The organism is Campylobacter concisus (assembly GCF_003048445.1).
Taxonomy (GTDB): Bacteria; Campylobacterota; Campylobacteria; order Campylobacterales; family Campylobacteraceae; genus Campylobacter_A; species Campylobacter_A concisus_BF.
The window spans coordinates 26013-38902 of record NZ_PIQW01000017.1; the positions used below are offsets into that span (position 1 = coordinate 26013).

At 37.4% G+C, this 12890-nt stretch carries 12 protein-coding genes, 1 other RNA gene and 2 pseudogenes; 7 read left to right on the forward strand and 8 right to left on the reverse strand.

What is annotated here, in order from left to right; all coding sequences use genetic code 11:
• Positions 1–16: 16 nt before the first annotated feature.
• The 5 genes from CVT14_RS09845 to CVT14_RS09865 are packed head-to-tail and all read right to left on the reverse strand — an operon-like array spanning position 17 to position 2595.
• Entirely contained in the window at positions 17–220 is a 204-nt protein-coding gene (locus tag CVT14_RS09845; RefSeq protein WP_035142326.1) for a flagellar biosynthesis anti-sigma factor FlgM, read from the reverse strand.
• A 58-nt stretch (positions 221–278) separates the two neighbouring features.
• Positions 279–578, reverse strand: a complete 300-nt coding sequence (locus CVT14_RS09850) for a rod-binding protein (protein WP_012001656.1) — start codon at positions 576–578, stop codon at positions 279–281.
• Complete coding sequence (locus tag CVT14_RS09855; RefSeq protein ID WP_002942326.1) at positions 578–1630, reverse strand: flagellar basal body P-ring protein FlgI; 1053 nt, start codon at positions 1628–1630, stop codon at positions 578–580. Before CVT14_RS09855 ends, CVT14_RS09850 begins: the two co-directional genes overlap by 1 nt.
• A gap of 57 nt (positions 1631–1687) precedes the next feature.
• A complete protein-coding gene (gene rsmD, locus CVT14_RS09860; protein ID WP_107850241.1) occupies positions 1688–2254 on the reverse strand; it encodes a 16S rRNA (guanine(966)-N(2))-methyltransferase RsmD in 567 nt (188 codons plus the stop codon).
• Positions 2251–2595, reverse strand: coding sequence for a hypothetical protein (locus CVT14_RS09865; protein ID WP_002942345.1), 345 nt, complete (start codon positions 2593–2595; stop codon positions 2251–2253). The genes rsmD and CVT14_RS09865 overlap by 4 nt, the downstream gene beginning before the upstream one ends.
• Positions 2596–2714: 119 nt before the next feature.
• Between CVT14_RS09865 and CVT14_RS09870 the strand changes: the two genes are divergently transcribed.
• From CVT14_RS09870 to CVT14_RS09885, 4 genes are read left to right on the forward strand one after another with little or no spacing between them, the layout of a single operon-like run.
• Positions 2715–3110 (forward strand): FlaG family protein, encoded by a 396-nt coding sequence (locus CVT14_RS09870; protein ID WP_021089781.1) that lies wholly within the window; start codon positions 2715–2717, stop codon positions 3108–3110.
• Positions 3111–3112: 2 nt separating this feature from the next.
• Positions 3113–4873 carry a flagellar filament capping protein FliD gene (gene fliD, locus CVT14_RS09875; protein ID WP_107850242.1) on the forward strand — a complete coding sequence of 587 codons (1761 nt, stop codon included), beginning with the start codon at positions 3113–3115 and terminating at the stop codon, positions 4871–4873.
• Positions 4874–4882: 9 nt separating this feature from the next.
• Positions 4883–5254, forward strand: coding sequence for a flagellar export chaperone FliS (gene fliS, locus CVT14_RS09880; RefSeq protein WP_009293744.1), 372 nt, complete (start codon positions 4883–4885; stop codon positions 5252–5254).
• On the forward strand, positions 5247–5474 hold the full coding sequence (locus CVT14_RS09885; RefSeq protein ID WP_107850243.1) for a hypothetical protein: 228 nt from the start codon (positions 5247–5249) through the stop codon (positions 5472–5474). Before fliS ends, CVT14_RS09885 begins: the two co-directional genes overlap by 8 nt.
• Before the next feature lie 108 nt (positions 5475–5582).
• On the opposite strand, the gene rnpB is transcribed toward CVT14_RS09885, so the two are convergent.
• An RNA gene (rnpB, locus tag CVT14_RS09890) (RNase P RNA component class A) lies at positions 5583–5909 on the reverse strand.
• Between the two features lie 569 nt (positions 5910–6478).
• Here rnpB and CVT14_RS11105 point away from each other — a divergent pair.
• A pseudogene (locus CVT14_RS11105) lies at positions 6479–7309 on the forward strand (Cache 3/Cache 2 fusion domain-containing protein); the annotation flags it as partial.
• A 24-nt stretch (positions 7310–7333) separates the two neighbouring features.
• Positions 7334–8386, forward strand: a pseudogene (locus CVT14_RS11110) (methyl-accepting chemotaxis protein); the annotation flags it as partial.
• A gap of 111 nt (positions 8387–8497) precedes the next feature.
• On the opposite strand, the gene truD reads toward CVT14_RS11110, so the two are convergent.
• Positions 8498–9622 (reverse strand): tRNA pseudouridine(13) synthase TruD, encoded by a 1125-nt coding sequence (truD, locus tag CVT14_RS09900; RefSeq protein WP_107850244.1) that lies wholly within the window; start codon positions 9620–9622, stop codon positions 8498–8500.
• Positions 9600–10421, reverse strand: a complete 822-nt coding sequence (locus CVT14_RS09905; RefSeq protein WP_021089808.1) for a thiamine-phosphate kinase — start codon at positions 10419–10421, stop codon at positions 9600–9602. Before CVT14_RS09905 ends, truD begins: the two co-directional genes overlap by 23 nt.
• Positions 10422–10484: 63 nt before the next feature.
• Between CVT14_RS09905 and CVT14_RS09910 the strand changes: the two genes are divergently transcribed.
• Positions 10485–11504 (forward strand): hypothetical protein, encoded by a 1020-nt coding sequence (locus tag CVT14_RS09910; RefSeq protein ID WP_021089855.1) that lies wholly within the window; start codon positions 10485–10487, stop codon positions 11502–11504.
• Positions 11505–12890: the final 1386 nt, after the last annotated feature.

Below are 12890 nucleotides of genomic sequence, written 5' to 3' on the forward strand. Positions count from 1 at the left end.
TTAAATTCCTTTAAATTTAGAGCAACGCATCAGCCACAGCTTTTGCTGTTTTAGAGATATCTACCTGATAGGTGCCATTTGCTATTGCATCAGCTATCTCTTTTACTCTTGCGTTTTCGTTTGTTTTTACTTCTTTGTTTTCATTTTCAACTCTAGCATCGCTATTTTTATTTAGTGTATTTGCCTGGTAGTTTGGTCTTTGGTTCAAAGGAGTTATCATATCCATACCTCTTAAAATAAAATGTTTATATCACTACATCGGCAAAATATAAATTTACTTAAGAGTCTCTCTTCAAAAAATCGTATAAAAGTTCTGAAAAACCTAAATTTCCACTCAAAGCTTTGCTCATAGCGTCGTTATACATAGACCTGTAAATGTCGCTGCCAGCGGCTTTTGGATAGAGTGAGTTCTTATCATCTTCTTTTAAAGCGATATCAAGAACAGCTTTTACCATAAATGCTTCAAAAGCATCGGTTTGCTCTTTTAAAAGTGCATCTTGTTTGGCATTTGCATTTTTTATCTTGTTTGCTGAGATGTCACTATATGAATTTAGTGCTAAGGTGTTGTCTATTTGCATTATATTATCTCCAGATCGACTTGTATCGCGCCAACTCGTTTTAAATTTTCAAGTATCGAGATGATGTCACTTGGTGTTGCTCCAAGCTTGTTTAGCGCTCTTGTCACGTTTGCGACGGTTGTTTTCTCGCCTGAAATTTTAAGTAAATTTTGGCTAGGAGCCACCGAGGTGTCGCTACCTATATTTACATCATTTTGCGCCGCCTCTTCGTAGCTGTTTGGCTCTATTTTTATTGTAATTGCGCCATGAGTTATCACGACTGGGCTAACTACCGCGTTTATACCGCTAACTATCGTGCCAGTTCTCTCATCAACTACGATCTTTTCATCTGGCTTATACTCGACATCAAGATCAAGCACAGCGCTTGCAAGCTCAATGATACTAACATCATCTGGCTTTTTAACGATGACCGTTCTTGGATCGATCGCCTTTGCAGTATCGTCTGAAATGTTTGCATTTATGGCGTTTTGGATATCAAGAGCGGTTTTAAAATTTGTATCTTTTAGGCTTAGTTTTATGCTATCTTGATTGTAGATATCGTAAGTTACTTCACGCTCCACAAGGGCGCCATTTAAGATAGTGCCAACGGTTGGATGATTACCGCCGCTTCTGCCTGCGCTCTTGCCACCGATACTTAGAGGTCCTTGAGCCAAAGCGTAGATATCGCCATCAACGCCTTTTAGTGGGGTCATAAGAAGGGTGCCACCTTGCAAGCTTTTTGCATCGCCGATAGATGAGATCTCGATATCAAGCTTGTCGCCATGCCTTGCAAATGCAGGCAATTTTGCTGTCACCATAACAGCGGCTGCATTTTTAGACTTGATATCATCTGGATTTATCTTGACATTTACGCCTTGAAGCATGTTTGATAGCGACTGGATCGTAAATTTTGACGTTGAGCCATCACCTGTGCCGTTTAGTCCGACAACTAAACCATAGCCTATTAGCTGGTTATCCCTTACGCCAACGATGTTTGCAAGCTCTTTTATCTGCGTAGCAAAGGCTGAAGTAGCTATCACTGAAGCTGCTACAAAAGATAAAAATTTATTCATATTTTTTCCTAAAATTTAGCTATTTTAGGTTTTTAAAGCAAAAGATGTTCCAAATTTTTACTGAAAATAAGAGAGAGAAGTAGCTCCAAATTTTTTAAATTTGATAAGTTTAAATGCAGAAATTTCATCGCCAAATTTAAAGTCGCTGTTATGCTCAAAAACTATCATGTAAATTTTCTCTTTTTTTAGCTGTAAGATCAAATTTACGAGCTTTTCATAGATATCATCAAAGCCAGCCCTTATGTCAAATGGCGGATCAAGATAGAGTAAAACCTTGCCATTTTGCGAATTTACAAGATCAGGCAAAAGCGAAAAGCTGTCGCCATTTATCGCTTTTAAATTTGGACTTTGTAGGCTTGCAAGGTTGCTTTGCGTGATCTTAAAAGCAGCCCTATCTTTTTCGATAGCGATAGCCTCGCGCGCTCCGTTGCTAACAGCCTCGCTTGCCATCACGCCGCTTCCGCCAAAGCCCTCTATAAATGTAAGTGAGTAAATTTCATCTCTAATGACGTTAAAAAATGACTCTTTTACGATGCTTTTTGTGCTTCTTGTCGTGCTTAGACTTGGCAGCTCAAGCCTTTTGCCTTTAAATTTACCACTTGAAATTTTGGTGTAAAGTTTCACTGATTTGCCCTTAAAATTTCAAGCAGATCAGCTTTAAATTTATCTATTAAAAGTGATACTTTTTGCTCCAAACTCTTTTCATTTGCTATCTGATCTGGCTCTTTTGCCTTTGAAATTTGTGTGGCTGAGTAAAACTCCTCGAGTGTATCAAGAAGAGTGGCTCTTGTGAATGGATGAGAAAGATGAGCGTTCTTACCTATTATAAATAGCGGTTTTTTTGTAACGATCTCGCGGTCACTTACTACAAAATCACAATCCTTATGATGAGCGGCTAAATTTCCACAAAAAAGCAGCAAGGTCTTTTGCAGTAAAATGCAGTCGCATTCAAATGAAATTTTCATATCCCGTCCTATAAATTTTGCTCGATTTTAACCTAAATAATCAAAAATTTATATAAATACTAAAGGAATTTAAAATTTTACCGATGTAGGAGCTAGCGTAAGTTTTAAGGAGTAAAACTATGGAAATTTTCAAAGCAGCGGCAAATCAAACACTTGATGCAAACATGAGCACGTCGGCTCAGCGTCAGATAGACAGCAGACCTATCGAGCACTCAGATGTCAAAGTAAATGCCGACAAAAACGGCAAATCAAAGGATGCTAACGAGCTTGACGGACTTAGCAACGAGGATCTTGCTAGAAAGACAAGAGAGGTCACTGATAGGCTAAACTATCAGATGCAACAGCTCGATACTAATGTAAGATTTGCTTACAACGAGAAGTTAAATTTAATGGTAGTGCAAGTAAAAGACGCCAAAACAGGCGAAGAGATAACACAGCTTCCAAGTAAAGAAGCTATAAAAATCAGCGAGTATTTCAAAGAAAGTATCGGAATACTTTTTGACAAGGAGAGTTAAAAATGGCAGTAGGTAACGTAACAAATTTAGGCATCGGTACAAAAAATAGCGGCCTAAACGATGAGCTTATCAAGAAACTAAAAGAGGCTGATGAGGCTGGACAGATCAAACCACTTACAACAAGACTAGAGAAAAATGAGCTTAAGCAAAAGGACCTTGCGGCTCTAAAAACTCTTGTTAGCAACGTAAATGTTAGTGGCAAAACACTTGGCGGCGAGGCACTTTATCTAAAAAGAAATACCAATAACGCTGGTAAAAGCGTCACAGCTTCAGCGGCAAACGGTGTTAGCGTGCAAAGCTTTAGTATCGACGTGCAAAAACTTGCTCAAAAAGATACATTTCAAAGCAAGAATTTCAAAAATTCTTCAAGCATGGTGGGTGCGACAAATACTGGCTCATTTGACGTTGAGATCGATGGACAAAAATTTTCTATCGGTGTGACAAGATCGACAACATATCAAGATATCGTTGATAAGATAAATGACGTAAGTGGCGGTAAATTGCAAGCTAGAATTTTAAATGTTGGTGGCGATAAACCAAATCAAATAATGCTTCAATCAGGCAGCACTGGCGCTACGCAGACTATCAAATTTTCAAACGACACCGCTGGCATCTTAGACAAGCTTGGCTGGGATGATACGCAGTTTCAAGACACAGACGAGCACGGCACAGCGCTAACAAATCCTGATGGCTCGCCAAAGATGACATCAAATTTGGAGAAAAATAGAATTCTAAAAGCACAAGATGCAGAATTTACATATAACGGCGTAAATATCAAAAGAAGCAAAAATAGCTTTGATGATCTAAGACCTGGCGTAAATATCACGCTAAATGAGACTGGCAGAACAAATGTCAGCATCTCTCAAAACACTGAAGAGGTCGTAAAAGCGGTTGAAGAGTTTATAAAAGACTACAACCTAATGACTATGAACCTTGAGATCGCTACAAAATATGACGAAGAAAAAGGCGCTGGCACTTTTCAAGGTGTAAGTGAAATTTCAAGCCTTAGATCAAACATCGGACGTCTAGTAAATGGTCAAGATAGCGAAGGAAAAGCGCTAAGTAAATTTGGCATAGTGCCAGATAAAGACGGTCAGCTTCAGCTTGATCTAAATAAATTTAACGCAGCTCTTAGCAAAGATCCAGAAGAAATTCAGAAATTTTTCATGGGTTCAAGCAAGACTGAGCCGATAAGCTACATGGGTAACTCAACCGTTAGCACAGGTGCTTTAAATATCCAAGCTGGCGATCTAACGATAAATGGTAAGTCAGTTATATTTTCAACCGCAGCTGGCGGGACAGCTGAGGACAACGCTCTAAAACTTCAACAAGCTATCAATGACGCTGGCATCGAAGGTGTCACAGCTAGTCTTGATCAAAGTGGCAAGAGGATCATCTTAAAAAGAAGTGATGGCGAAAATATCGAAGTAAAAGGCAAAGCTTCTGCACTAGCAACTCTTGGTATGAGCGAAGCCACTGTAAATCCAGTGACTAAAAAAACTGATGGACTTTTTACAAAGCTAGCTAATATGCTTGATGGTGCTGTTGGTAAGAAAGGCACTATGATCGCTATGCAAAATCAGCTAAAAGATGAGAGTGAGTCTATCACTAAAAATAAAGAGAGCACTCAAAAGCTTTTAGATGAGAAATATACAACGATGCAAGAGCGCTTCATCAAGTATAACTCTATCATCGCAAGTTTAGAAAATCAGTTCTCAACTCTAAAATCAATGATAGATGCTGAGATAAACAGTAGAAAATAAGAGAGAAAAATGAATCAAAGTGCATATAGTGCATACGCACAGTCGAGTTTCGGGGGCATCGAGTCCCCGACTAAATTAATAGAAATGCTTTATGACGGAATTTTAAAATTTATATTTCGCACCAAAAAAGCGATCGAAGCTGGAGATATAGAGAAAAAAGTCTATTATATAAACAGAGCAAACGCTATCTTTGTTGAGCTTTTAAACTCGCTTGATTATTCTCAAGGCGACGTGGCTCACTATCTTAGCGGACTTTATACAAGACAGATGCAGCTTCTTGCTATGGCAAATATCCAAAATGATATTAACGCGCTAAATGAAGTAACAAATGTCGTAAAGCAGTTATCAGAAGCATGGAGGGAGGTAACATCAGGTGAATAGCTGGATCAATGAATTTAAGCTAGCGTTAATAAATGAAGATACAAGAAAGCTGGCTGTACTATCACAAAGCTTTAGCGAAGATATGTTTAAAAGCTTAGCTTCAGCTCAAGAAGCACAAGCGCTAATAGGCGGTGCGATAGAGCTTTTTAAAACTAAATCTTCACACATCCAAAACGAGCTTACAAAACTACAAAAAGCTCAAAAATACGTAAAAAACTAATCTAATCTCAAACTTTCAAGGCACGGCAAATTTGCCGGTTTTGTCTTGAAAATCTTTTAAATTTACTAATTTACAAACTGCTTGCTACTTGAAATTTACTCTAAATTTAAGGGGGGCACGGCGTTAAGCCGAGTTCTGTCTTGAGCGATCATTTATCTACGCTTGCTTTTACAAACAAGCTCTAGCGAAGGGTTTTAATATAAGACCAAAACCATCCCTTCTTACTGCAAGTTGGGTTTATATGGCCACGCAAGTTACCAAGCGTGCCGGTGGGCTCTTACCCCGCCGTTTCACCTTTACCGCCAAGGCGGAAGTTTGCTTTCTGTTACACTATCCCTTAGGTTTCCCTAGCCATCCGTTAGATGGAACTTTGTCTTATCGCAGCTCGGACTTTCCTCTTTTGCAAGATGCAAAAGCGACCGCTTACCGTGCCAGAGCGTGATTATATTTAAAAATATATAAATTTACCCTGCGACCAAATTTTTCATCAAATTTTGCAAATTTATCTAGGAATTTTTTGATTTTTGAGCATAAATTTTGTCACAACTTGGTATGAAATTAATTTTTTTATTTAATCTTTTTAAAATTTCTTTACAAAAACAAGAGTAAAACACCCCAAATTTCACTTTTTTGTTATTTTGCTTTGAACCTTAAACCAATCTAATAAAATAGACGACAAATCAACAAAACGATACAAATTTAAATTTTAATCCCTCAAAAGCGCAAAATTCTTACTTTTGCCAAACTATAAATTTTGCTTAAAAAGCTAAATTTAAATAGCAATTTTTTATAAATTTTTACTGCAGTTTCATAAAAGTTATAATTATAAATATAAAGCAAACAAAAATTTAAAATTTGTTATTTTTCCCCAAAATTCTATATGTTTTACGAGAAAAAATTTGTATAATAAACCCTTAAAATCTAAACCAAGGAGGATATAGATGAATTTGCGTAGCATCTTAGTCAAGGTCTCAGCGATCATCGCTTTAGTTCTTGCCATTTGTATGGCTTGCTTTGTATTTTTTATATCACATGTCTTAGAGCGTGAGATCAAGGAGGGAGTAGAAACAACTATCCAGCAAAACGTTGCGCTTGCGATGGACACGGTTGAGCTATTTGATGAAGATAACGAAGATAATGCAAAACTATATATGCATGTCTTAAAAGAGGCTTTAGGTAACATAAGAGCCACTAGCCAAACCATAAAGACTGAAAATGACGACGCTCTAGAGCTTATCTCAGATAAAATGGGCGTGTTAAATAACAACCATGAAATTTCTGATAAGATCAAAAAGCTAACAAACGGCGGTATCCCAACCATCTTTGCAAAATCAGGCAATGAATTTGCTGCTGTATCTACCTCACTTTTACTAGATGATGGCAGTAGAGCGCTTGGTATGCTAAATAAAACGATCTATCCAAAGATGATGAACAAAGAGACATATGTGGGTGCTTTAAATATTTTTGGTAGAAACTACATGTGTGTTTATGAGCCAGTCATTCAAAACGGTGAAGTTGTAGCAGTTTTATTTATAGGTTATGACTTCACTGAAGGCTTAGAAGATCTTCAAAAGACAATGGCGCAAATGAAGCTAGGCGAGCGTGGATACTTCTCAATCTTTAATACAAAGACAAATGTCTATGACATCCACCCAAAACTAGCTGGCAAAGCACCAGAAGGTCAGCTAAAAGATATAGTTGATGACATAGTAAAAACTAAAGAAGGTGTCAAACTCATAAATGTTGATGGAGTTGAGAGAGTGGTTGCTTTTGAGCCATTTGACAAGCTTAACTGGATCGTGCTTGGCTCAGCTGTTACTGATGACTTCTTAACACCTCAAAAGGTAGTTAGCAAAAACTTCATCATCGCAAGCATTATAGTTACATTGCTTCTTATAGTTGTATCTATATTGCTACTTAAAAAGCTAGTTGCAAATCCTATCGATAGACTAGGAGCAAATTTAAATGCTATAACATCTGACTTTACTCTTAAAATCCCAATCTATGGCAAAGATGAGATAGCTAAAATAAGTAATGATATAAATAACTTCATAGAACGCATTAGAGTGCTTATAAGCGACACTAAAAACCTTTCAAGTGAAAACAGCTCAGTCGCAAACGAGCTAAGCTCTACATCTCTTCAAACAGGCAAACGCGTAGAAGAATCAACCCAGATCGTTGAAGAGACAAATCAAAGATGCAAATCTATGCAAGAAAGCATGAAAGAGTCTCTATCTATAGCTCAAGCTGGTAAAGACGACCTTCAAAAGGCAAGCACTCATATAAAAACAGCAACTGAGGCTATCAGAGCCCTATCATCTCAGATAGTTGATTCTGCTAATGTTGAAAATCAAATGGCTGGCAAGATCGAACAGCTTAGCCGTGACGCTGAGCAGGTAAAATCAGTCCTTGTTGTTATCAACGACATAGCAGATCAGACAAACCTACTTGCTCTTAACGCAGCCATAGAAGCAGCAAGAGCAGGCGAGCATGGACGCGGCTTTGCAGTTGTAGCTGATGAAGTTAGACAGCTAGCTGAGAGAACTCAAAAGTCTCTAACAGAGATAAATGCAACTATCAATGTTATCGTTCAAGCGATAAATGATAGTAGCGAGCAAATGGGCATCAACTCTAAACAAATTCAAGAGCTAACCCATGTGGCAAGCGACGTTGAAAAGACGATAAATAATATGAGCGAAACGATGAATAACGCCATAGCGATGTCTGATAAGACTATGCAAGACTACATCGCAACTGGTAAGAATGTAAATGAGATCATGGATGGCATCTCAGAGATCAATCAAATTTCATCTGAAAATGCTAGAAGCGTCGAAGAGATAGCTTCTGCAGCTGAGCATCTAAATAAGATGACAGATGCACTAAATACTAAACTAAGCGTATTTAGAACTTAAGTTTTTACCTCTTAAATTTAATGTTTTAGGTCTAGCTTTGGCTAGACCTTTTTAAATTTAAACCAGCTAAATTTAGCCAGCCCCACTTTTAAAACTATCTTTAAATTTACCCTACTCAAATATATTTTTATGCAAAATTTCTTCTAAAACAACCGTGGCGTATGAGCCCTTTTGAAGTGTGAAATTTAAGCTAAAATGAGCGTTTTCTTCGTTGTATTTGTAGCTTGTATTTTCAAGATACGCCCAGTTAAAGCGCCTTGAGCCAGCGATCTTTGAAGTAAGCGAAAATGCCTCTGCGAAAATTTCATCCTCAAGCTCTTTTGCTACGCCGCTTGCCTCATAGGCCTTTGCACCGACTATAAGTCCAAGGCTTGTGATATCGCGCTTAGCAAATCTTTGCGCCTCTTGATCTAAATTTTCGCACAAAAAGAGCTTGCCAAATGGATAGTGCCCCAAAACCTCTCCTGGCAAAAGCTTAAAAAAGCTCTCCTGCGCCTTCATCGCCTTTAGATCGTTTTTGCTAAAGTTTTTATAAATTTCGCCTAGCTCACTTAGTCTAAAGTCACTCACAAACCTTGAAATTTCAACCCTTTTGCTAAGATAGCGGTTAAAAAGATCGCTTTGATAGGCTGAGATCAAAAAGTCATTTAGCTTTACATTTTTGCTCTTTTTGCCATTTATCGTGCCGTTTTTAAGTAGCTTCAGCCCAGTTGCAGCATTGTCACCAAATTTACCAAAGCGCTGATAGCCAAAGTAGTTTGCATAGCCCATTTTATCGATATTAGTAAATGCCTGCTCTAGCTTTTTAGCGCTACTTGGCAGCACCTTTTTTAGGCGGATGAAAAAGCTATTGCCCTTTAGATGTCCGATGCGAAGCTTGTTTTTATGCACGTTTAAATTTAAAATTTTCATCTTTTCGTGGCTAAAGTTTGCAAGTGCGCTCTCAAATTTACGAGGCATCGAGATAAACTGCGTCGTCATGCCCTGTTTGTCCTTTAGTCCAGCATAGCCAAAGTCGCGCATCTTAGCGCCTGTAACCTCGCTTAAGGCGTGCAAAGCGTCGCTTGTCGTCATATCTTTTTTAGAAATTTCAACGATCAAGTGCTCGCCGTCGCCACTAAATTCATAAAGTGGTATCTCGCGCACGACAAAATCATCTGAATTTTTAGAAAAATATGCCTCGATGGGCGCATGAGTAAGCGCATAGAGCGGCTTAAAAGTGGTGGCTTCTTGCATTTTGTCTTAACCTTTTGTGTGAAATTTTTGCAAAGATGTTGATCTTTGTCCTAGTTTTTGCGGCAATCCTTTTTATAGCGCTTAAATTTTTAGGGCTAAAGGTAAATAAAACCTCGTACTCCTCACCGCTACTAAGCTCAAATTTGCTTAGTTTTTTTGTAAATTTAGCGCCCTTTTTGCTAGCCTTTAAAAGCTTGCCAAGGTCGGTATTTAGCCCGTCTGAGATGTCCATGGCGGAGTTTATAAGATGAGCTGCTTTGTAAAAGAATTTATCTCTTAAGATAGGCTTTTTAAAGCGTGAGTTTTTGGAAATTTGAGCCAGTCTTAGAAGCGAGTTTAGCCCCTTTTGGCTGCCTCCAAGCTTGCCAGTAAATGCGATAAGATCGCCAAATTTAGCATTTTTCCTAAGCACAGCCCTGCCCTTTAGCTCGCCGATCACACTAACGCTTATGTTTAAAATGGGGCCACTTATCGTGTCGCCGCCGATTATCTTTACGCCAAACTCCTCGCACGCCCTATTTATGCCCCTACTTAGCTCGCTGATCTGCCGAGGCGTGAAGCTCTTTGGCAGACTAAGCCCAAGAAGAGCAAATTTAGGCTTTGCATTCATCACGATCGTATCTGAGAAATTTACGATCATTGCCTTGTAGCCGATCTCTGCAAGGCTTAGCCAACCAAGCTTAAAGTGCGAATTTTGCGCGAAAATGTCCTTGCTAAAGACCATTTTGCCAGCAACCGCCGCATCATCGCCGATATATGCGTTACTAAAGCGTTCAATCGTGAAATTTTCTTTATCCATTGAGCTATTATAATGAAACTCCTTTTAAATTTAGGATAAAATAAGCCCAAAAAAAGGATAGAGATGCAAAGAGTTGAGATTTTTAGATTTGACGCGAAAAGAGATGTTTTGGCATATTTTAAGCCCTATTTTTTAGAGATTTCAGACTTTGCAAACTTAAACGAGCTTTTTGTCCACGTAAAGAGCATAGACCCCTACTTTAGCCAATTTGAAGGCTTTGTTAAGGTAAATGACGTCGTAGTTAGCACCGCCCAGCCACTTGAAAATTTAGCTCAAAAACTGGGCGGAGAGCTTTGCATAGCCCCACTTGATGAAAAAAGAGCGGTTATAGATCTTGCTATAAACGATGATGACTTTTGGGCGAAATTTGAGCCATTTGCTAGCTTTTGTAAAAGAGCTTATAAAGAGCTATACGCTAGCTTTAAGCCCTATTTTTACGCTGATTTTGTGAAAGACTATGAGCCAAATTTTATAGGAGCTGCCGCGATAATGCTAGCTCATCATCTTTATAAAAATGAGAAAAATGATGAAATTTTAAAGCTAGTTGGCGGTAAAAACGGCGTTTTGATAGCCTGTGAGCTTGATGATCTGCTCTTTGAAGGTAGCGAAATTTATAGTGAGGCGATTAGATTTTTCAAAGAAATTTTAGGCGTAAAAGCTGCGCCAAAATATGAAAATGAGCTTGAAAAGATAGAAAAACTTAGTAAATTTAAAGAGTTTAAGATAGCCATAAAAGATAGACTGCCTGTAAATTTAAGCGCATACAAGGCAAATTTTATAGAGCTAAACGCCAAAATGCCTTGTGGATATGATCTTTTAAAGGCTGATGAAGAGCTAGCTTGCAAGCTTGCTAGCAAGATAGTTTTTGCTGCATTTGATAGTGGGGCTGATTTTTTACTAGCTAGCAATGAAGCGGAGTTTCATATCTTTGACACGCTAGCAAAAAAGCTTGAAAAAAGTGCCAACAGAAGCTTGCAAGACTTTTATGTCCTAAGAGCAAGCGAGCTAATGGCGCTTGAAAATGGCGAGATACTAAGCAGCCTAAAAGAGCATGTTTTAAAAGTAGGCCTAGTAAATTTGTAAGCTGCGTCAAAAAACAAGATATAAAAGACGTCGTAAATGCTAGGCTGGCAACAAAATGGACGACTACGCGAGCCTAAAAACAACTCAAAAGCACATTTAAAAAACTAAATAGCCAAGTTACGACTATTAGATTTTTAAATTTAATAGTTTTAAAACCAGCTGCAAGGTTATCAAATTTAAATCTCCTGCGCGATATTTTTAACTTGTAAATTTAGACTTATGGCAAGACCATAACATCTAAAAGACAAAACGACGGTAGCCAAAGGTAAATTTCAAACTAGAGTTGTCAAATTTATGGTCCATTTTTACTAGCCACTTCTAAAAATTTATGCTTACGTTTTGCCTTTCAGTTCAAAATGGCAAAAATTTACTTAAAACAACAGATGATCTTTTAAAAAATGATCTAGTAAAAATTTAATGGCTACATATAAATTTATAGTACCGCAGCCTATCGATACAAAAATAGCGCGAGCCAAAAACAAACTAAGTATATCGCCATTTAATGACTTCATCTAGCAAAAATTTATAAGCCAAATTTACTAGTTTTATTCTGGTCTTTGTTATAAATTTGATAGCTTGCACCCACTTTATTTTAAAGCAAAAGACCAGCCGGCAGAGTTTTATAATTCAATACAAAACAAGCACACAGCCTGACTTAAAATACAATCATAATTTGCTAGTTTATTTTAAATTCCACAAGCTCACTAATTTAAATTTGATCGCTTGCATCAACTTTTTTAAAAGCAAAAGAATAGCAAGCAAGATTTTATATTTAAACCAAAACCTACCAAAAAATACGGCATGGTTTATCTTTAAAAAATCTATAGTTTGCTAGTTTTATTCTAAATTCTGCAAGGTCTTTGTCTTAAATTTGATCCAATACGCTAACTTTAACTATTTAAATATTAAAAAATATTAGCAAAAGTCATCCAGACAGGCTTTATATTTACATGCAAATTTACCTAAAACAGGCGCAACACAGCTTTTAAAAATACACCTATACCTGCTAACTTATTAAATTTAAAAGTTTTTGCACTTTTTTAAATTTAGATGTTTTTATGCTTTTGTTTTTTTTAATTTAAATGTTTTCTACACTTCTAGGTTTTTAAATTTAAAGTCTTTACACACATCGCAATAGATCAAATTTAAAATTTACTAGCACACCACTCTAAATTTTACCTCCAATAAAGCAAAATCATATTATTTTACGTAAATTTTTGCATATTATTTTTAGTATTTTAAGAAATTTGAAGTGCTAAATTTAAAAATTTGTGTTTACTGGTGTAAATTTTGGCAGTTTTCAAGCCAACCAGAAACCCAGAAACCCAGAAACCCAGAAACCCAGAAACCCAGAAACCCAGAAACCCAGAAACCCAGAAACCCAGA